Source organism: Streptomyces sp. NPDC057280, assembly GCF_042668605.1.
Taxonomy (GTDB): domain Bacteria; phylum Actinomycetota; class Actinomycetes; order Streptomycetales; family Streptomycetaceae; genus Streptomyces.
In genome coordinates this window covers 330,793-349,921 of the sequence record NZ_JBHUYR010000004.1, presented here as the reverse complement: position 1 = coordinate 349,921, position 19,129 = coordinate 330,793, and the positions used below count along the sequence as shown (strand labels likewise).

At 74.0% G+C, this 19,129-nt stretch carries 15 protein-coding genes and 1 pseudogene; 9 read left to right on the top strand and 7 right to left on the bottom strand.

The genetic code is table 11. The annotated features are described in order from the left end of the window. Window positions 1-45: 45 nt before the first annotated feature. Complete coding sequence (locus ACFUO4_RS25465) at window positions 46-2,055, top strand: HEAT repeat domain-containing protein (RefSeq protein ID WP_383488670.1); 2,010 nt, start codon at window positions 46-48, stop codon at window positions 2,053-2,055. Window positions 2,056-2,551: 496 nt separating this feature from the next. On the opposite strand, the gene ACFUO4_RS25460 is transcribed toward ACFUO4_RS25465, so the two are convergent. After that, window positions 2,552-3,136 (bottom strand): hypothetical protein, encoded by a 585-nt coding sequence (locus ACFUO4_RS25460; RefSeq protein ID WP_383488667.1) that lies wholly within the window; start codon window positions 3,134-3,136, stop codon window positions 2,552-2,554. A 271-nt stretch (window positions 3,137-3,407) separates the two neighbouring features. Here ACFUO4_RS25460 and ACFUO4_RS25455 point away from each other — a divergent pair, with 271 nt between their 5' ends. The 4 genes from ACFUO4_RS25455 to ACFUO4_RS25440 all read left to right on the top strand — a co-directional run bounded on the left by ACFUO4_RS25455 (window position 3,408) and on the right by ACFUO4_RS25440 (window position 7,322). Next, complete coding sequence (locus ACFUO4_RS25455) at window positions 3,408-4,493, top strand: WD40/YVTN/BNR-like repeat-containing protein (protein WP_383488664.1); 1,086 nt, start codon at window positions 3,408-3,410, stop codon at window positions 4,491-4,493. 74 nt (window positions 4,494-4,567) lie between these two features. After that, complete coding sequence (locus tag ACFUO4_RS25450) at window positions 4,568-5,245, top strand: uracil-DNA glycosylase (RefSeq protein WP_383488661.1); 678 nt, start codon at window positions 4,568-4,570, stop codon at window positions 5,243-5,245. Window positions 5,246-5,325: 80 nt separating this feature from the next. Continuing rightward, window positions 5,326-6,285 (top strand): N-acetylglucosamine kinase, encoded by a 960-nt coding sequence (locus ACFUO4_RS25445; RefSeq protein ID WP_383489773.1) that lies wholly within the window; start codon window positions 5,326-5,328, stop codon window positions 6,283-6,285. 119 nt (window positions 6,286-6,404) lie between these two features. Continuing rightward, window positions 6,405-7,322 carry a sirohydrochlorin chelatase gene (locus ACFUO4_RS25440; RefSeq protein ID WP_383488658.1) on the top strand — a complete coding sequence of 306 codons (918 nt, stop codon included), beginning with the start codon at window positions 6,405-6,407 and terminating at the stop codon, window positions 7,320-7,322. 109 nt (window positions 7,323-7,431) lie between these two features. Here ACFUO4_RS25440 and ACFUO4_RS25435 read toward each other — a convergent pair whose 3' ends face one another. Both ACFUO4_RS25435 and ACFUO4_RS25430 read right to left on the bottom strand, forming a co-directional pair. After that, the gene (locus tag ACFUO4_RS25435) at window positions 7,432-8,463 is read right to left on the bottom strand and encodes a lactonase family protein (RefSeq protein ID WP_383488655.1); all 1,032 of its coding nucleotides are present in this window, start codon (window positions 8,461-8,463) and stop codon (window positions 7,432-7,434) included. 136 nt (window positions 8,464-8,599) lie between these two features. Further along, window positions 8,600-10,090, bottom strand: coding sequence for an FUSC family protein (locus tag ACFUO4_RS25430; RefSeq protein ID WP_383488652.1), 1,491 nt, complete (start codon window positions 10,088-10,090; stop codon window positions 8,600-8,602). Between the two features lie 218 nt (window positions 10,091-10,308). On the opposite strand from ACFUO4_RS25430, the gene ACFUO4_RS25425 reads away from it, so the two are divergent. Both ACFUO4_RS25425 and ACFUO4_RS25420 read left to right on the top strand, forming a co-directional pair. Continuing rightward, entirely contained in the window at window positions 10,309-10,785 is a 477-nt protein-coding gene (locus ACFUO4_RS25425) for an Lrp/AsnC family transcriptional regulator (RefSeq protein WP_079309566.1), read from the top strand. A gap of 47 nt (window positions 10,786-10,832) precedes the next feature. Beyond that, window positions 10,833-11,528, top strand: a complete 696-nt coding sequence (locus ACFUO4_RS25420) for an HAD family hydrolase (RefSeq protein ID WP_383488649.1) — start codon at window positions 10,833-10,835, stop codon at window positions 11,526-11,528. 87 nt (window positions 11,529-11,615) lie between these two features. Here ACFUO4_RS25420 and ACFUO4_RS25415 read toward each other — a convergent pair whose 3' ends face one another. The 4 genes from ACFUO4_RS25415 to ACFUO4_RS25400 form a co-directional block, all read right to left on the bottom strand. Next, window positions 11,616-13,031 carry an FAD-binding oxidoreductase gene (locus tag ACFUO4_RS25415; protein WP_383488647.1) on the bottom strand — a complete coding sequence of 472 codons (1,416 nt, stop codon included), beginning with the start codon at window positions 13,029-13,031 and terminating at the stop codon, window positions 11,616-11,618. Window positions 13,032-13,133: 102 nt separating this feature from the next. Further along, window positions 13,134-15,776 (bottom strand): AAA family ATPase, encoded by a 2,643-nt coding sequence (locus ACFUO4_RS25410; protein WP_383488644.1) that lies wholly within the window; start codon window positions 15,774-15,776, stop codon window positions 13,134-13,136. Between the two features lie 361 nt (window positions 15,777-16,137). After that, a complete protein-coding gene (locus tag ACFUO4_RS25405; RefSeq protein ID WP_383488641.1) occupies window positions 16,138-16,917 on the bottom strand; it encodes an SDR family NAD(P)-dependent oxidoreductase in 780 nt (259 codons plus the stop codon). 40 nt (window positions 16,918-16,957) lie between these two features. After that, window positions 16,958-17,725, bottom strand: a complete 768-nt coding sequence (locus tag ACFUO4_RS25400; protein WP_079309563.1) for a LysR family substrate-binding domain-containing protein — start codon at window positions 17,723-17,725, stop codon at window positions 16,958-16,960. 67 nt (window positions 17,726-17,792) lie between these two features. On the opposite strand from ACFUO4_RS25400, the gene ACFUO4_RS25395 reads away from it, so the two are divergent. Together ACFUO4_RS25395 and ACFUO4_RS25390 are read left to right on the top strand one after the other, a co-directional pair. After that, window positions 17,793-18,191, top strand: coding sequence for a DUF5997 family protein (locus tag ACFUO4_RS25395; RefSeq protein WP_383488638.1), 399 nt, complete (start codon window positions 17,793-17,795; stop codon window positions 18,189-18,191). A 79-nt stretch (window positions 18,192-18,270) separates the two neighbouring features. Further along, window positions 18,271-19,022 (top strand): annotated as a pseudogene (locus ACFUO4_RS25390) (SDR family NAD(P)-dependent oxidoreductase). The last annotated feature ends 107 nt before the right edge of the window (window positions 19,023-19,129 follow it).

Below are 19,129 nucleotides of genomic sequence, written 5' to 3'. Positions count from 1 at the left end.
GGTGCAGACTCGGGATCACTTGGCACTACGCCTGGGGAGGGCAGCGTGTTCACGGGGATCGACGAGGTCGACTGGGCTTCGATGCGGCATGCGTACGGCAGTGCGGAAGACGTTCCCGGGCTGCTGCGGGGGCTGGCCTCCGCGGACCCGGCCGAGCGGGAGATCGCACTCGACGGGATGTACGGCGCCGTGCACCACCAGGGAGACGTGTACGACTCGACGCTCGCCTGCGTTCCGTTTCTCTTCGCGCTCGCCGCGCGCGAAGAAGTGCGCGACCGGGGCGGGATCGTGGAGCTCCTCGTCAGCATCGGCGGCGAGGGGGAGGCGCCCGAGGGCATGAGCGCCAATCACGCCATGGCGTACGCGGCGGTCCGGGCCGACGCCGAGGTCTTCGCCCGGTTGACGGGGGACCCGGACCCGGGGGTGCGCCGGACGGCCGCGGATGCCGTCGTGCGGTTCCTCGACGAGCCCGGGCGGGTGCTCGGTCTGCTCCGCGAGCGGATCACCGTGGAGCGGGACGACCGGGTCCTGATCGCGCTCACCGAGAGCCTGGGCCTGCTGGCCCGTCGGCATCCCGGACACGCGACCGAGGCCGTGGATCTCCTCACCACCCTGGGCATGGCGCCTTACGGACCGGGTCAACGGCTGGCCGCGCTCGGACAGTTGGCGGGCCGCGCCCCCGATCGGCTCCCGGCCGACCTGGTGCCCACGGTCCTCGGCCTGCTCCGGCAGCGGTCCGAGCAACGCGCCCGCCCGTCGTGCGAACCCGACCGCCCCGACACGAACACGCTGGTCGGCCGACTGCGGCGACTGCGCCCTTCGGACGAGGAGGGCTCCCAGCTGCTGCGCACCCTGCACACCGCGCTCGACGGGCGGGTGGCCGACCGGATTGCCCTGCTGAACGGGCAGTTGACCAGCGCCGACCCGACTGTCCGGTGCAACGCGATGTGGATGTCCCTGGGACTCTTCCTCGACTGGCGCGCCGACTACAGCACGCCCGTCGCCCTGATCGGCGCCCAACTGGCGGCCGACGAAGACCAGTTGCGTTACGCGGCGACATCCGTCCTGGATGACCTCTACCACCTGGCCGCACCCGCCGCGGACGACCTCCACCGGCTGGTGGCGGCCCGCCCCGACCTGTGGGTACAGCACCGGCAGCACGGCGGGCCGGCGCTGGGCGGGCCGCTCAAGGCGCTGGCCAGGAGCGGGGATCCGCGCGCGGTGCCGGTGCTGGCGGAGCTCCTCGACACCCCCGGCACCCCTTCCGACCTGGGGCATGTCGTCGGCCATCTGGGCCCGAGCGCCGGCCGCCTCGCACCCGCCCTGCGGGAGAGCCTCGCCCGCATTCCCCTGGACGCCCCGGACGTCCACGACCGTGCGGAGGCGTTGCTGTCCGCGCTCGGGGCGCTCGACGACACGGAGAGCGTGCCGCTGGTGCTGCGCCTGCTGACCGATCTCCCGGAACACCGGCTGCGCTCGTTCGTCGTCCACGACGCGCTGCGCACGCTGCGGGGGTTCGGAGCAGCGGCGCATGAGGCGATACCCGTGGTGCGCGGGTTGCTGGAGGGGGACAGCGCGGTCGGGGCGGCGGACGCGCTCTGGGCGATCGCGGGGGACGCCGACGCCGTACTGCCCGTGCTGACGACACGGGACGGGAGCGTCGTCGCGCACCGCGACGCACCCGAGGTGTTGGGCCGCATGGGCTCGGCAGCCGCTCCCGCCGTGGCCGGACTCCGGCGGATGCTCGACTCGCCGCACGAGTGGGAGCGCACCAAGGTGGCATGCGCGCTGTGGCGGATCGGCGGCGAGACGGAGGCGGCGCGGGTGCTTCCGCTGCTGCGCAGGACGTGGACGGAGACGCCGAACCTGCGGCAGCCCATCGCGGAGTGTGTCGCGGACCTGGGGCCGGCGGGAGCACCGCTGCATGACCTGCTGCGCACGGAACTGGCGGCTCCGCAGCGGTACACGGCTCCGTCCGGGGGGTTCGGCCCGATGGCCGTCCTGTCGGACGAGCGGCTGCTGGGGATCTGCCGGGGGGTGCTCGGGGTGGGGTGAGCGGGGGTGGTTCGGCGGGTTTGGGGTGAGTGGGGGTGGGCGGGTGCGAGGGGGCGGGTTGCCGAGGGGGCGTGGATCGCTGGGCGGGGCGGCTGAGTGGTGTGGCTGCGTCTTCGGCAGGGGCAGCTGGGCGGGGTGGCCGAGTGGCGTGACTGCGCCTTCGACGGGGGCAGCTGGGCGGGACAGCTGAATGGCGTGCGGCGCCTTCGACGGGGGCAGCTGCGCGGGGCAGCCAAGTGGCATGGCTACGTCTTCGGCGGGGACAGCTGGGCGGGAGGCTCAATGGCGTGCGGCGCCTTCGGCGGAGGCAGCTGCGGGGGGCGGCCGAGTGGCGTGGCTACGTCTTCGACGGGGCAGCTGGGCGGGACGGCTCAATGGCGTGCGGCGCCTTCGGCGGAGGCAGTTGCGCGGGGCGGCCGAGTGGCGTGCCGGCGTTCTTCGGCGGCGCCGGTTGCTCAGGCCGCCGTGCCGCTGCTGCTCCGCGGCCTCCGTGGGATCAGCCCGTCGTCCGGCCCCGCTGTTGTCCGAAGCGGGCCCAGTCCGCGTCCCACTGGTCGATCCGGCGGCGTTCCAGGCGGGCGCAGAGGGTGCGGCCGCCGACGAAGGGCACGATCGCCGCGCTCGCGCCCACGAGGGCGCCGATCAGGGCGGCGCGGAGGTGCGCCTGTGCCGGGGTCGTGGGGCGGGTGACCAGGCGGCCCTCCGCGTCGGTCCAGACGGCGACCGGGGTACCGGCGACGCTGCCGGGGCGGACGCGGACCTGGCCGGTGTGCGAGGAGCCGTCGGGGGCCGCCCAGCGGACCTTCGCCCATACCTGGTCGCTGCTCGCGGTGCCGGTCTGCCCGGCGAAGGTGCCGGGCGCCTTCGCCACGAGCCGGGCCTCGACCTGCCGCCACTCGACGCGTTCGCGGGCGAGGGTGCCCTCGACGGACCGGCTCGTCGCCAGACCGGCGACCACTCCCGCGAGGGCGGTGAGCAGCCAGGCACCCAGCACGACCCAGGCCTCCACCTTGTCGGCGCGACGCCGGAGCGGATTGCGCCGCCAACGCCACAGCCACACCTTCGAACCACGGAACGCCATCGAAGGCTTCCTCCTCATGTGCGCATGAACATGCCGGGCCGCCCTTCCATACGGGGGACGTCGCCGAGGTGCTCACGGCGAGTTCCCCCGACTCGACCGTCGCACAGGTGCCACGGTCCCGTCGCGTCTTCGCGAAAGCGGCCCGCGGATCGCCGACACGGGTTACCATCACCGCCCTGACCTGCGGCGGAGCCCTTTCCGGGGGTGACTGTCAGTGGCTGGGTGCAGACTGGCCGATATCTGAGACAAGGACGTCGCGGAGGTGATCGGCATGACCGAGGTACTGCTCGCCGTGGGAACCCGCAAGGGCCTGTTCATCGGGCGCAGGCGGGGCGGGACCTGGGAGTTCGACGAGAGTCCGTATTTCAACGCGCAGGCCGTGTACTCGGTCGCGATCGACACCCGGGGCGAGCGGCCACGACTGCTGGCGGGCGGCGACAGCGCGCACTGGGGGCCGTCGGTGTTCCACTCCGACGACCTCGGCCGCACCTGGACCGAACCGGCCCAGCCCGCCGTCAAGTTCCCGAAGGACACCGGGGCTTCGCTGGAGCGGGTGTGGCAGCTGCATCCGGCGGCCGCGGAGCCGGACGTGGTGTACGCGGGCACCGAACCGGCCGCGCTCTACCGCTCCGAGGACCGCGGCGAGACCTTCACACTGGTCCGCCCGCTGTGGGAGCACCCGACCCGGTCGAAATGGGTCCCGGGCGGCGGCGGGGAGGGGTTGCACACGGTCGTCACGGACAAGCGTGACCCCCGGTCGGTGACGGTCGCCGTGTCGACCGCCGGGGTGTTCAGGACGTCCGACGGCGGCGCGAGCTGGGCACCCTCCAACTCCGGTGTCTCCGCGGTGTTCCTGCCCGATCCCGACCCGGAGTTCGGACAGTGCGTGCACAAGGTCGCCCAGGACCCGGTGACCCCGGACCGGCTGTATCTGCAGAACCACTGGGGCGTCTACCGCAGTGACGACGCGGGCGCGCACTGGACCGACATCGGCGAGGGTCTGCCGTCCACCTTCGGTTTCGCGATGGCCGTCCACCCGCACCGCGGCGACACCGCGTACGTGTTCCCGATCAACGCCGACTCGGACCGGGTGCCCGCCGACCGCCGCTGCCGGGTGTTCCGTACCACGGACGCGGGCAAGAGCTGGGAGCCCTTGTCCGCCGGCCTGCCGCAGGGCGACCACTACGGCACGGTGCTGCGGGACGCGCTCTGTACCGACGACGCGGACCCGGCCGGGGTGTACTTCGGCAACCGCAACGGCGAGGTCTTCGCCTCGGCCGACGACGGCGACAGCTGGCAGGAGCTCGCCTCGCATCTGCCGGACGTGCTGTGTGTGCGGGCCGCGGTGGTGGGATGAGCGACGAGGGGGGGACCACCGGGCCTTGGCCACCGGTTGATCGCCGTTGCCTGTACGGCAGTAGGGTGACGCCCGTGGCACCACGACCCTTGCATGAGATCGTCGAACCGGGCTGGGCGAAGGCCCTCGAACCCGTCGCCGGGCGGATCGCCGAGATGGGCGACTTCCTGCGGGCGGAGATCGCCGCGGGACGCACCTATCTCCCGGCCGGACCCAACGTCCTGCGGGCCTTCCAGCAGCCCTTCGACGAAGTCCGCGTCCTGATCGTCGGACAGGATCCCTACCCGACGCCCGGGCACGCGGTGGGACTGTCGTTCTCGGTAGCGCCGGAGGTGCGTCCGCTGCCCGGCAGTCTGATCAACATCTACCGCGAGCTGAACACCGACCTGGGGCTGCCGCAGCCCTCCAACGGTGATCTGACGCCGTGGACCCAGCAGGGTGTGCTGCTGCTCAACAGGGCGCTCACCACGGCTCCGCGCAAGCCGGCCGCGCACCGGGGCAAGGGCTGGGAAGAGGTCACCGAGCAGGCGATACGGGCGCTCGCCGCGCGCGGCAAGCCGCTCGTGTCGATCCTCTGGGGGCGCGACGCCCGCAATCTGCGTCCGCTCCTGGGGGACCTGCCGTCCGTGGAGTCGGCCCACCCCTCCCCCATGTCGGCGGACCGCGGCTTCTTCGGCTCCCGCCCGTTCAGCCGGGCCAACGACCTGCTGGTCCGCCAGGGAGGACAACCGGTGGACTGGCGCCTGCCGTGACCACGACGGGCGCGGGCGACGGGGGACTTGGGGTCGACGCGGGTGAGAACCAGGGCCTCCCGGCCCCGGCCGGCCCGGGCATCCTCGCCGTCGACTCCGGCGGTTCCGGTCTGCGGGTCGCCCTCGGTACGGCGCGGCGCGGTGCGCTGGGGCTGCGGGAGTCGCGGGTGCCGGTGCGTACGGGTGCGCGGGGCATCGACGCCGCGCATCTGATGGAGCAACTGGTGCCGATGGTCCGGGAGTTGGCTGCCGAGACGGGTGTGGCCCGGCCGGGCACGGCCGTGGTCGGGGCCGCCGGGCTCACCACGCTCGGTGACGACCTGCGCGCCGAACTGCCGGGCGCTCTGCGGCGGGAGTTCGGGGTCGGGTCGGTCGCGCTCGTCGCCGATGCCGTCACCGCCTACGTGGGCGCCCTCGGGCCGCGGCCTGGGGCGGTGGTCGCGGGCGGTACGGGGCTCATCGCCGTCGGCACGGATCTGACCGGCTGGCGCCGGGCGGACGGCTGGGGGCATCTGCTGGGCGACTGCGGCAGCGGTGCCTGGATCGGCCGGGCGGGGCTGGAAGCGGCCCTACGGGCGCACGACGGGCGGCCGGGCGGCTCCGCCGGGCTGCTGGCCCGCGCCGAGGGCGAGTTCGGGCCGATGCCCGGGCTGCCCGGGCTGCTCTATCCCCGCCCGGACCGGCCCGCCGTCCTCGCCTCCTTCGCCCCGCACGTCGCCGCCTGCGCCGACGGCGACCCGGTGGCCACCGGCATCCTGCGCACGGCCGCGCGGCACATCGCCGAGTCGGCGGCCGCGGTCTGCCCGGCCGGCGGCGAACCCCATGTGGCCGTCACCGGCGGGCTGTTCAAGATGGGCGCCCCGCTCCTCGTACCCCTGGAAGAGGAGTTGGCGCAACGGCTGCCGCACGCGCGCCGGGTCGAGGCCGCCGGGGACCCGTTGCGGGGGGCGGTGCGGATCGCGGCGGACCTGGCGACAGGGGTGCTCACTCTGCCGAGTGATGCGTCGTTGGTACACGTGATGACCGGAACGGGCGACTGATCCCGACAGGGCACCCGCTTCCGATCCGTACGTAACTCATCAGACAAAACCGGACGGATACCGCTCACCTGCACCCTCCCCGAACAGGGAAGCCCAGTGAGCCAGTAACATGCGGCGCCATGAGCTCCCCCACTGGGCCCGCCGGCCTGCCTGTACGAATGCCGCGCCCCCGCCAGCCCGGACGGCACCGCCGTCCCGAGCCGCTGGCGGCTCCCGAGGGCGCGCCCGCGCTCGTCCTCGCGGTGCCGGGCACGCCGAGCGCTGCCACGCGCAGCCTCGCCGAGGAGGTCGTGAGCATCGCCCGCTCCGAGCTCCCCGGCCTCGACGCGCGGATCGGCTACCTCGACGGGGACGACGCGGAGTTCCCCACGCTCCAGTCCGTGCTCGCGCACGCGGGCGAGGAGCGCACCGCCCGCTACGAGCAGGCCAAGGCCGCGGGAGTCGACGTCAAGGAGCCCGAGGGCCCCGTCGCCGTCGTCGTGCCGCTGCTGGCCGGTCCGGACAGCGCGCTGCTGAGGGTGGTCCGCCAGGCCGTGATGGACAGCCGCGTCGCGGCCGACCTCACCGATGTGCTCGGTCCGCACCCGCTGCTCGCCGAGGCGCTGCACGTGAGGCTGTCCGAGGCCGGTCTGGCCCGTGCCGACCGCGCCCGGCTGTTCACCGTGGCGACCGCCGCGGACGGCATCATCCTGGCCTCCGTGGGCGGTGAGGAGGCCGTGCAGGCGGCCGGGATCACCGGCATGCTGCTCGCCGCGCGCCTCGCCGTGCCGGTGATGGCGGCCGCGCTCGACCAGGAGGGTTCGATCGCGTCGGTGGCCGAGCAGCTGCGGGCGTCGGGTTCGCAGCAGCTGGCGCTGGCGCCGTACCTGATAGGGCCGGAGATCGACCCGGGCCTGGTCGAGGAGGCGGCCAAGGAGGTGGGCTGCTCCGCGGCCGAGGCGCTCGGCCCGTACCCGGCGATCGGCAAGCTGGCGCTGGCGAAGTACACGACGGCGCTGGGCATCGCCCCCCAGCCGCAGGGGGCGCCGACGCGCTGAGACGCGCGTACGGCATGAGTACGACGTGAGCAACGCCGAAGGGCCCGCTCCCACTGCGGGAGGCGGGCCCTTCGGCATACGGCGTCCGATGGTCGGAGCCGTAGCCGTCTCAGTCGAACACCACGCAGGACGCCGCCGGGACCTTCACCGCGCCGGCGCGGGCCGGCAGCCCCGTCTCCGGGTCCAGGGCGAACCAGGTGACCTCGCCGGAGCGCTCGTTGGCGACGTACAGGAAACCGCCCGACTCCGCGATCGCCCGGGGCCAGTGGCCGCCGCACGCAACGGTGGCGACGAGCCGCAGTTCGTCACCGGCGACGGCGAACGTGGACATGACGTCCTCGCCGCGGGTGGCGGTCCACACGAAGCGGCCGTCGGGCGAGACGACGACGCCGGAGGGGTAGGCGTCCCCGGCCGGGGCGTCCGCGAGCACCTGGACCTCGCTCAGTGGCTTGAGCAGGCCTTCCGCGGCGTCCCAGCGGCAGACGGTGAGGGTGGGGGCGAGCTCGTTGAGGACGTAGGCGTACTCGCCGTCCGGGTGGAAGGCCAGATGGCGCGGTCCCGAGCCGGGGCGCAGGGCGATCTCGCGGTGCGGGGCGGGCGCGCCGCCGGTCAGGGTGCAGACGCGTACGGAGTCCGTGCCGAGGTCCACGCTGACGGCCCACCGGCCGCTCGGGTCGGCCTGCACCTGGTGGGCGTGCGGGGCCTGCTGCCGCGGGGTGTGCGGCCCCGAGCCGGTGTGGCGCAGGGTGCCGGAGGCGGGGCCGGCGAGGGTGCCGTCGGGGCGCAGCGGTACGGCGGTGACGCTGCCGGAGCCGTAGTCGGCGGTCAGGACGTGGCCGTCGTACAGACCGAGGTGAGTGGGGCCGCCGCCGACCGGCACCGGGCGTCCGGCGGGCTCGGGGCGGTCGCCGGTGACGCGGAAGGCGGCCACCGTGCCCTCGGCGGTCTCGCTGACGGCGTAGAGCGTGCCGCCGTCCGGCGCGAGGGCCAGGTAGGAGGGGTCCGGGAGGCCGTCGTAAGCGCTCAGGAGCGTGAGCGCGCCGGTGTCCGGGGTGACGGCCGCCGCCACGATGCCGGGGCCTCCGGCCGCCGTGAACGACCCGATGTAGGCCTTCCGCTGCCGCTCGCCACCGTCTGCCACCGCTGTCCCCTCTCGGTCCTGAGCCGTTGGGGCTGACGGTAGCAGCGGTCTAGACCATACGGCGACGGTTTCGCCCCGCCATGGCGGACGCCAGTACAGGGGCCCGGTCGGTGGCGGGGCGCCCGCCCCGAGAGCCTCAGGCTCCGACCAGCGGTGAACCGGGCGGGGTGCGCAGGGGTGTCGCCAGGTCGGCGAGTGCTCGTTCCAGGCCGTGCAGGTGGGCCAGGGCCGGGCCCTCGGCGGGCGGGTGGTCCGTGACGGTCAGGTCGCCGTGGGTGCCGCCCGTGAGGGCCTCGACCGCCGCCTCCACACGCCAGCAGGCGGCGGCCAGGCGGGCGTCGTGGGACGCCTCGGGGTCGGCGGCGACGGCCACCAGGCCGCGGATCTCGCGGGCGCAGTCGTCGAGGAGCGTGAGGACCCGGCGGGCGCGCCGCTTGCGGCCGAGCATCGGGTTCAGGGGGTGCACGAGCGGGGCCACGGAGAGCCGTACCCGGGCCAGCAGCTGCTCCAGTTCGGCCACGCGCGGGGCCGGGTCGGCGTCCGCCCCGGCGAGGCGCGCGGCGGCCTCCGCGGTGCAGGCGTGGACGCAGCGCAGGGCGCGCTGGATCCAGGCGTCGGTCGTGGTGTGGGTGGTGACCGGCAGGACGAACAGCACGGCGAGGACCGCGCCGAGCGCGCCGACGCCGGTCTCCGCCAGGCGCAGCGCGAGCAGGTCCGGAGTGAGGACGCCGAGGAGGCCGTAGAGCAGCTCGGCGAGGACGGTGACGCAGAGCATCATCCAGGTGTACGAGACCGCGGCCGAGTAGAAGATCCCGAAGACGCAGGCGGTGAGGAGCAGGGCCGTGGGGAGCCCGGCGCCGTGCAGCGGGACGGCGACGAGCAGGCCGAGGCCGATGCCGATCACGGTGCCGAGGACCCGGCGGAAGCCGCGCACGAGGGTCTCGCCACGGGAGGTGGTGTTGACGAAGACCCACCAGGTGGCGCCGACGGCCCAGTACCAGCGGTCTCCGGACACCAGCTGGCCCACGACGAGCGCGAAGGCCGCGCCGACGGTGGCCTGGACGGCCTGGCGGGTGGTCACCCGGGCGAGGCCGGTGCCGGCGGGCGGGGCGGGCACGGCGGACGGGGGCAGGCGGCGCTCGTAGCACCACAGGCCGAAGCGCACGGCCGCGGCGGTGGCCACGGAGAGCAGGACGGCGGCGTAGAGCTCGGGCAGTCGGTCGCTCGTGGCGTGCAGGAACTGCGCGACGAAGAAGGTCATGAACGCGAACACCCCGAGGCTGTGCCCGCGCGGGCCCCAGCGGCGCGCGTACACGCCCGCGCCGATCACGGCGAGGAACGTGAGGTCGCGGGCGACGGGGTGGTCGTGCAGCTCGGCCGCGGCGGCCAGTACGGGCAGGCCCACGGCGGGCAGCAGCGCGGTGGTGACCGCCTGGCCGCGGACGGTGGCGTCGGTGACGGTGAACAGGGCGAGCAGCGCGGCGAGCCCGCCGGTGACGGCGCCGACGAGGGAGTGCCCGGCGAGCCCGCACACTACGACCGCGAGCCCGATGCCGACGACGGCCCGCGCCGCGAAGCGCAGCCGCACCCGGCCCGGGTCCGGAGCCACGAACACCCTCTTCAGCACTGTTTCCCGCCCCCTGCGTCATTCGGCACACCGGATTCGGCACACCGGCATGAAAAAGGCGCCGCGGGGGTCCGCAGCGCCATCGACGGGTTCATTGCAGCATCAGCCCCGCTACTGGCTCAAGTGGCCTCGATTAGGATGGGCCATTGGCACAGCCAAAAGGGACCCGGCCCGTCCACCGGCGGGCCAACGGACCATGAACGAGGAGGCCGGGCGCGATGGCCGTGGACGAGCTCGACACCCGCATCCTGCGGCTGCTGCTGGAGCAGCCGCGCACCAGCGTGCGCGAGTACGCCCGCATCCTCGGGGTCGCCCGGGGCACCCTCCAGGCCCGCCTGGACCGGCTGGAACGCAACGGGGTGATCACCGGCACGGGGCCCTCGCTCTCCCCCGCCGCCCTCGGCCACCCGGTGCTGGCGTTCGTGCACATCGAAGTCACCCAGGGGCGGCTCGACGACGTGGGCGACGCGCTGGCCGCCGTACCGGAGATCGTCGAGGCGTTCTCGATCGCGGGCGGCGGTGACCTGCTGACGCGGGTGGTGGCGCGGGACAACGCGCATCTGGAGGACGTGATCCAGAAGGTGATCAGCCTGCCGGGCGTGGTCCGCACCCGCACCGAGGTGGCCCTGCGCGAGCGGGTGCCGTACCGGCTGCTGCCGCTGGTGGAGTCGATCGGCCGCGCAGCCCGGAACTGACCTCTGGTCTCCGCCATGCCGGCTGGCCTTTTGACATCCTGGACGCCATGAGCAGTCTCGGCCCGACCTCGGTCATCTTCGATCTCGACGGAACGCTCGTGGACAGCGAGCCGAACTACTACGAAGCCGGCCGTCAGGTCCTCGCCGAGTACGGCGTCCCCGGCTACAGCTGGGCGGACCACGAGCGGTACGTCGGCATCAGCACCCTGGAGACGGCCGGGATCTGGAAGCGGGAGTACGGACTCGCGGCCTCCGTGACGGAGTTGTTCGAGGCGAAGAACCGCCGCTATCTGGAGCTGGCCCGCGCCGCCACGCGCGCGTACCCGGAGATGCGCAAGTTCGTCGAGCTGCTGGCGGGCGAGGGCGTCCCGATGGCCGTGGCGTCGGGTTCGTCGCCGGAGGCCATCGCGGCGATCCTGGCCGGCACCGGCCTGGACGGCTTCCTGCACACCGTCGTCTCCGCGGACGAGGTCGAGCGCGGGAAGCCCGCCCCGGACGTCTTCCTGGAGGCGGCCCGCCGGCTCGGCGCGGCCCCGGCCGACTGCGTGGTCCTGGAGGACGCGGCCCCGGGCGTGGCCGCCGCGCACGCGGCCGGGATGCGCTGCGTCGCGATCCCGTACGTCGCCGCCCAGGCCGACGCCCCGGAGTTCGCCACCGCCGACCTGCTGCTGCGCGGCGGTCAGGAGGAGTTCACGGCCAGGGCCGCGTACGACTGGCTGGCGGCCTCGGCCCGCTCGTCCTGACCGGCTCCTGTTCGGATCCTGACCGGCCGGCGGTCGCCGCGGTGCCCCGCCCCGCAGCCGGGGCACCGCTCGCCCGACGCGCACGGACTACGGTCGTGCCCCGTGCGTCGGCTTCGGCGCCGGCTGGATGTTCTGGTTGAGGCGGAAGACGTTGTCCGGGTCGCGGTCGGCCTTGATGCGGGCCAGGCGGGCGTAGTTGTCGCGGTAGCTGGCCCGGACCCGTTCCTGCCCCTCGTCCATCATCATGTTCACGTAGGCACCGCCCGCCGAGTACGGGTGCAGGGCGTCGAAGTAGTCGACCGTCCAGCGTGTGATCAGCTCGGCGTTGGCGGGGTCGGGGTCCACTCCGGCGTACACGGACGCCCAGTTGGCGTGGCGGTAGGCCCAGGGCGTGGCGTCCTGGCCGACGTCGTGGGCGGCACCGTCGATCGGGTAGAGGTGCATGGTCGACTGCATGGTGGGCACCTCGGCACCGAACTTCGCGTGCAGGGAGACGGCGTCGTCGGGGATGGTCTCGACGAAGTCGGCGCGCCAGTACCACTGGTGGCCCGGCGGGTAGAGCCCGTCGAACATCGTCTGGAGTTCGGGGTGTTGCAGCACCATGGGCGCGTGCAGCAGCGGCGCGGGCAGCGCGTCGAGCAGCGGGGCCATCTCCCGGGCGGCGGCCTCGGGATCGGCGCCGGTCCAGCACCAGACGATGCCGGCGGTCTTGCGGAGCTGGATCTCCTCGGGGAACGGCGGGGCGGGCGGCACGGTGCCGTGCAGGAAGAAGCCGTTGAGCTCGCGCGGCGCGTTCAGGATGAAGTCCCGGTAGGCGGCGAGGACTTCGGCGCTGTCCTCCACCGCCCAGAAGGTGGGCCCGGCGACGACCGTGCTGATCTCGTGGAGCCGGAACAGAAAAGAGGTGACGACCCCGAAGTTGCCTCCGCCGCCACGGACCGCCCAGAACAGGTCGCTGTTCTCGTAGCCGCTGGCGGTCACCTTCCTGCCGTCGGCGAGGACGACCTCGGCCTCCAGCAGGTTGTCGATGGTCAGCCCGCACTTGCGCGTCAGGTGGCCGAGCCCGCCGCCGGTGGCGAGGCCGCCGACGCCGGTGGTGGAGATGATGCCGCTGGGCGTGGCGAGGCCGTGGGCGTTGGTGGCGCGGTCGACCTCGCCCCAGACGCAGCCGCCGCCGACCCGGACGGTGCGGGAGTCGGGGTCGACCTCGATGTCCTTGAGCGGGGACAGGTCGAGGACGACGCCGTCGTCGACGGTGCCGAGGCCGGCGCCGTGATGGCCGCCGCCCCGTACGGCGAGGGGCAGGTCGTGGGCGCGGGCGAAGGCGATGACGCGGGCGACGGCGTCCGCGTCGGCGCAGCGGGCGACGAGGGCGGGGTGGCGGTCGATCATCGCGTTGTAGACGCCTCGGGCCTGCTCGTGGGCGGTGTCGTCGGGGCCGATCAACTCACCGTTGAAGGCGGTGAGTTCGGTGCGTGCCGCGTGGGCGATGGTGCTGGACATGCGGTCCCCCGTTTCGGAAATTCGTGTCGATTCGCCCGTTCTACTCGCGTCGCCACCGACCGGACATCCGTGTGCGTCACCCAGCTCGGGGCCGCCGGGTACCTACGTTTCGGCGTGCGGAAGCGGCCCCTCGGGCTCCGGAGGCGGGCTTTCGCCGTCCGCCAGGAGTCCGAGGCGTGCCGCACGGTCGGCCGCGTGCCTTCGAGTGGGGGCGTCCAGTTTGTCGAGGACGGCCCGTACGTGGTTGTCGACCGTCCGTACCGACACCACGAGCCGGGCGGCGATCTCCGCGTTGGTCAGTCCGTCCGCGAGCAACCGCATGACCTGGAGCTGGCGCCGGGTGAGGCCGGCGGGGTTCTCCCGGGTCGCGGCGACCGGGCCGCGCGGGATGTGCTGTACGCCGATCCGGCGCAGCTCGGTGCGGAGCAGCCGGGCCCGTGGTCCGGCGCCGAGGGCGTCGAGGGTGGTGAGCGCGGTGAGTTTGTCGGCGGGGTCGGGGCTCTCGGCGAGGGCGCCGGCATGTTCGTAGGGGCAGCCCGCCTCCAGCCACCGGGTGGCGGCCTGCCGCCAGAGGCCGCGGGCCTGGAGGGCGTACGGGTGGTCCGAGTCGTCGAGCCGGACGGGGTGGCCGGCCTTGGTGAGCCAGTAGCCGAGCTCGGCGCGGTAGGGGACACCGGGCAGCCGGTCGGCCTGGGCGTGGACGGGCCCCGCGGCGGCGGTCACGCCGGCGAGGTCGCCGCGCAGCCAGGCCGCCTCGGCGAGGGCCGCCGCGACGGGCCCGGTGCGCTGGAGTTCCCTGGTGCGTACGGCGATCCGGCGGGCTTCGGCGAGGAGTTCACCGGCGCCGGGGCGGCCGCAGCGGACGCGGACCCGGGCGAGCACGGTGAGCGCGGGGCAGCGGGCGGGGACGAAGTCGTGCATGCCGTACTCTGCGTGTTTCTCGGCGGCCTCCCAGTCGGCGGCGGCGAGACACCGTACCGCCAGCTCCACATGGAGGTAGTTCAGGAAGCCGAGGTGTTCGGCGCGGTCGGCGAGGTCCATCGCCGGGGGCAGGAACACGTCGGCCTCGGCGTACCGGAGGTTGTCGAGGAGGGTCCAGATGAGATTGGCGTAGGCGCGGCAGGCGTGTTCGACCTCCCCCGCGGCGAGCGCCACCTCCAGGCTCTCCTCCAGCTGGAGCCGCCCGCCGGGGTCGCCGCCCCGCCAGCGCGCCGTGCCGACATTGTTGAGGGCGTGGGAGAGGATCGCCGCGTCGTCGGCCTTGCGGGCCAGGGCGATGGCGCGTTCGCCGAGTTCGACGGCCTCGGCGTAGCGGTCGGAGAGCATGCGCAGTTGGGCGGTGTTGCTGACGGCGAGGGCGAGGAGCCGGTCGTCGCCGGCGTGTTCCAGGACGGCGACGGCTTCACGGGCGGCCTCCTGGGCCTGGTCGGCGTCGCCGGCCCACCAGTGGATGCGGGACAGCCAGCGCAGGTCGGCGCCCAGCCCGAGGGTGTCGCCGAGGGAGCGGCGCAGGGCGACGGCCTCGCGCTGGGCGGTGACGGCGGCGGCCGAGTCGGCGATGGTGTAGCTCTCCACGGCGTAGCGTTCGAGCAGGTCGGCGAGGTCGGCGGGCCCGTAGCGGTGCCGCCCGCGCAGGACGAGCCGGAGTTGGGCGGCGGCCTCGCGGTGGGCGCCGGCACACGCGGCGTCCTTGGCGGCGTCGGGTCCGTACCGGGCGATGGCGTCCTGGTCGCCTGCCTGGTCGGCGTGGTGGACGATGCGGGCGGCGTCGCAGCCGGGCCGGGCGACGAGCGCGGCGAGGACCTCGCGGTTGAGGGCGATGCGGCGGGCGGCGGGCAGGGAGTCGGCGACGGCCCGCCGGATCAGCTCGTGCCGGAACGTCACCCGGTCCGGCTCCACCGTGAGCAGGCCGCGCTGCTCGGCGTCGGCGAGCACGGTCACGCCGTCCGTGAACAGCGCGTCGACCAACGGCCGTTCGACGGCGGAAGGCACGACCGCGAGCTGCTCCAGCGCGTCCACCGTCGCCGGGTCCAGGCCCCGCAGCCGGGCCAGGACGGCGTCCACGACCGTCGGGGGCACTCCCCCGGTGCCGCCCGCGGCCACGATCTCGGCGACGAAGAACGGGTTGCCGGACGTCACCTCGTACACCTGGGCGGCATCGAGCCGGCGGGAGGCGCTCAGCGCCCGCACCGCGTCGAGGGAGAGCCGGGCGAGGGGCAGCCGGTGCACCCGGGACGTGCGGGAGACCTGGCCCAGCAGATGGCGCAGAGGGTGTTCGCGGCTCAACTCGTCGTCGCGGTAGGTGAGGACGAGCAGCGCGGGCAGCCCTTCCATCCGGCGGACCAGGAAGCGCAGGGCGTCCAGGGAGGCCTCGTCGGCCCAGTGGACGTCCTCGACGACGAGGACCGCCGGGTGCGGGGTGCCGGCGAGTTCGGCGTGCAGGGCCTCGTAGACGCGGTGGCGGTCGCCGCCCTCCATGACGGCGCGGGCGAGGTCGGCGCCGACGCTGCCGACGAGGTCGCGGAGCGGGCCGAGGGGGCGGCGGGTGGCGAGGTCGTCGCACTGGCCGACGAGGACGCGCGCCTGCGCGGGCAGCCGCTCCGGCATGGCCTTCACCAGGCTGGACTTGCCGATGCCCGCCTCGCCGAAGACGAGCGCCACCGAACCGGCACCGGCTGCCGCCTCCTGGGCGGCCGCGGCCAGTCGCGTCAGCTCGCGCTCGCGTTCGAGGATCCACCGATCCACGGGCCGATTCTGCCAGAGCGCACCGCCGCGGAGCGGGGCCAGGAAGGCGCCGGATGCGGCCATTCTGCCGGTCGCGTCAGCGCCGGGACCGGTTGCGGTGGCGTCGGGACCGGTCGCACGGGGGTCAGCACCGGAGACGCCCATCAGCCGGAGACGGCAGCGCCGAAACCCGTCGCACGGGTCAGCACCGGTTGCGTCAGCGTCGGACGGGTCGCGCGGGGGCAGCACCGGAACGGCCATCCGCCGGACACGGCAGCACCAAAACCCTTCGCACAGGGTCAGCACCGGACGCGGCAGCGTAGGGACCGGTCGCACGGGGTCGGCACCGGACGCGGCGGCGTCGGGACCGGTCGCGCCCGCGTCAGTGCACGGAGAGTCCGCCGTCGACGAAGATCGACTGGCCGGTGATGTACGCGGAGGCGCGGCTCGCGAGGAAGACCGCCGCGCCCTCGAAGTCCTCGGCGAGGCCGTTGCGCCCGACCATCGTGCGGGCGGCGAGCGCCTCGACCTTCTCCGGGTCGTTCGCGAGGCGGGCGTTGAGGGGGGTCATCACGAAGCCCGGGACGAGGGTGTTGCTGGTGACGCCGTACGGGGACCAGGCCTCCGCCTGGGACCGGGCGAGCGATTCGAGGCCGCCCTTGGAGACGCCGTAGGCACCGCTCTGCACGAAGGCGCGGTGGGCCTGCTGGGAGCTGATGTGGATGATCCGTCCGAAGCCGCGCTCGGCCATGCCCGGGCCGAAACGCTGCCCCAGCAGGAAGGGGGCTTCCAGGTTGACGGCCAGGGTGGTGTCCCACACGTCCTCGGCCAGCTCGCTCATCGGGGGCCGCAGGTTGATGCCGGCGGAGTTGACGAGGATGTCGGGCTCCCCGAAGGCCCGCACCGCCTCCTCGGCCGCCGCGCGCACGCCGTCGCGGGTGCCGAGGTCGGCGCCGACCCACGCGGCACGACAGCCGTCGGCGGTCAACTCATCGACGGTGGCGGCCAGTTCCGCCTCCTTGCGGGCCACGACGACGACACTCGCTCCGGCGCGGGCCAGGGCTCCGGCGACGGCCCGGCCGATGCCCGAGCTGCCGCCGGTGACGAGGGCGACGCGGTTCGCGAGGGAGAACAGTTCCGAGAGGTAGGCCTGCGAGATCATGCCCGCACCCTATGTGGGTCGGCACGGCCGACGGCCAGAACTAGGACCTGCGCTTGGGCTTGCCGCGCTTGGCGGCGGGCGGCTTGCGGCGTCCACCGGCCGGGGCCGCCCGCTTCTGCTGGGGCTTCCTGGGCTGACCGGACGCCTTGGCCCTCGCGGGCTTCGCCTCGGGCTGCTCCTTGGCACGGCCGCGCGTGCTGTTGACCGTGCGCCCGCGGACGATGCCGATGAAGTCCTCGACCAGGTCCGTGGTCGCCTCCTCCGGCCACGACAGGGCGACGGAGGACTCGGGGGCGTCCGTGACCGGCCGGTAGGTGAGGTCCTTGCGGTGGTGCAGACGGGCCAGGGACTGCGGGACGACGAGCACCCCGATACCGGCCGCGACCAGCTCGATCGCGTCCTCGGTCGTCGCGGGCCGCTCGAAGGCGGGCTCCCCCGGCGGCCGCTCCCAGTCGAAGACGTCGTCGAGGGGGTGCAGCACCGTCTCGTCGGCCAGGTCCTCCAGGGTGATCTCCTCGACCGCGGCGATGACGTGGTCCTTCGGGACGACGACGACCGTGGTCTCGGTGTAGAGGGGGATGGCGCTGAAGAACGTACGGTCGACCGGCAGCCGTACCAGACCGGCATCCGCGGAGCCGTCCCGCAGCGCGGCCACCGCCTCGGCGCCGGACAGCTGCAGGAGGGTCAGCGGGATGTCCGGCAGCCGCTCCTGCCAGATCCGCACCCACTTCGCGGGGGTCGCTCCCGGGACGTAGGCGAGCCGGAACGCGGGGGGTGCCGCCGGGCCTGTCTTCGGGGGTTCGTCCACGCCTGTCACCTGGCCAGGTTACCCGCCGTGGTCGGCGAAGGTTCACCCAGTCGATACCCTGGACACCATGACGCAGCACCAGAGCACCCAGACGATGAAGCCCGCGACCGCGGCGAAGAAGCTGGGTGTGTACCTCGAGGCCACCCCCGCCGAGTTCCGTGAGGGTGTCGTCTCGCGGGCCGAGCTCAACCAGCTCCAGGCCGATCCGCCCCAGTGGCTCCAGGACCTGCGCGCCCACGGCCCGCACCCCCGTCCGGTGGTCGCGGCCAAGCTCGGCGTGTCCATCGCCGGTCTGGCGCGCGGTGGCGTGACCGAGCCGCTCACCACGGAGCAGATCGAGGCGCTCAAGCAGGAGCAGCCCGAGTGGCTGGTCAAGGAGCGCGCCACGCAGGCCGAGGTCCGCAAGGAAGGCGCCCGCGTGAAGAAGCTGCACGCCGAGAAGGCGGCCCGCGCCGAGCGGGACTGACACAGCACGCTCGGTTCCGCACATCACCGGCACATCTGGTGAACCAGCTCGTGGTCGACACGCCAGTACGTCGTCCGGCATGAGCGAGAGCACGACCCGGCTGGCCGGGAAGGTCGTTGTCGTCACGGGCGCGGCCCGTGGTCAGGGTGCCGCGCAGGCGGCCGCCCTGGCCCGGGCCGGAGCCCAGGTGGTCGCCACCGACGTACGTCCCGAGGGCGACGGCTGCCGTCGCCTCGACGTGAGCGACGAGAGCGACTGGGCCGAACTGGCCGCCGAGTTGAAGGAGACGTACGGGCACGTCCACGGCCTGGTCAACAACGCGGGGATCATCCAGCGCGGCCGCATCGGGGAGGTGAGCGCCGCGGACATGGCACGGGTGCAGGCGGTCAACACCACCGGTCCGCTGCTCGGCATCCAGTACCTCGCCCCGCTGATGCCGGCGGGTTCCTCCGTCGTGAACGTCGGTTCGTCCGCCGCCCTGACCGGCTACTACCCGGTCGCCTACACCGCCAGCAAGTGGGGGCTGCGCGCCGTGTCGAAGATCGCGGCGACGGAGCTCGGGCCGCGCGGCATCCGGGTCAACACGATCCACCCGGCGTACATCGACACGGAGATGACCGCCGCCTCCACGGAGGCCTTCCGCGAGGCGATCCTGCGGGAGACACCGCTGGGGCGCGGCGGGAGCGTCGACGACATCGCCCGCTCGTGGTGTTCCTGATCTCCGACGAGTCGTCGTTCATCACCGGCGCGGACATTCCGGTGGACGGCGGCCTCACAGCCCACGGAGGGGTCAAGTCCCTCTCGGACGCGACGCGGCCGGACGCCTCGTAGGCGGGCCTGCCGTGCGGGCCGCCGGTCCCCCGTTCCGGCGGCCCGCACGGAAGAGGGAGAGAACCAGGCACCCCCTCCGGGCCTGTTCTCCCCCGCTGTTGCATTCT

Bases quoted from the DNA above. Each gene is read 5' to 3' on its own strand.
- ACFUO4_RS25425 (WP_079309566.1), top strand. From the start codon at position 10,309: ATGGCCGTGGACGAGCTCGACACCCGCATCCTGCGGCTGCTGCTGGAG.
- ACFUO4_RS25420 (WP_383488649.1), top strand. From the start codon at position 10,833: ATGAGCAGTCTCGGCCCGACCTCGGTCATCTTCGATCTCGACGGAACG.
- ACFUO4_RS25395 (WP_383488638.1), top strand. From the start codon at position 17,793: ATGACGCAGCACCAGAGCACCCAGACGATGAAGCCCGCGACCGCGGCG.
- ACFUO4_RS25440 (WP_383488658.1), top strand. From the start codon at position 6,405: ATGAGCTCCCCCACTGGGCCCGCCGGCCTGCCTGTACGAATGCCGCGC.
- ACFUO4_RS25460 (WP_383488667.1), bottom strand. From the start codon at position 3,136: ATGGCGTTCCGTGGTTCGAAGGTGTGGCTGTGGCGTTGGCGGCGCAAT.
- ACFUO4_RS25455 (WP_383488664.1), top strand. From the start codon at position 3,408: ATGACCGAGGTACTGCTCGCCGTGGGAACCCGCAAGGGCCTGTTCATC.
- ACFUO4_RS25415 (WP_383488647.1), bottom strand. From the start codon at position 13,031: ATGTCCAGCACCATCGCCCACGCGGCACGCACCGAACTCACCGCCTTC.
- ACFUO4_RS25405 (WP_383488641.1), bottom strand. From the start codon at position 16,917: ATGATCTCGCAGGCCTACCTCTCGGAACTGTTCTCCCTCGCGAACCGC.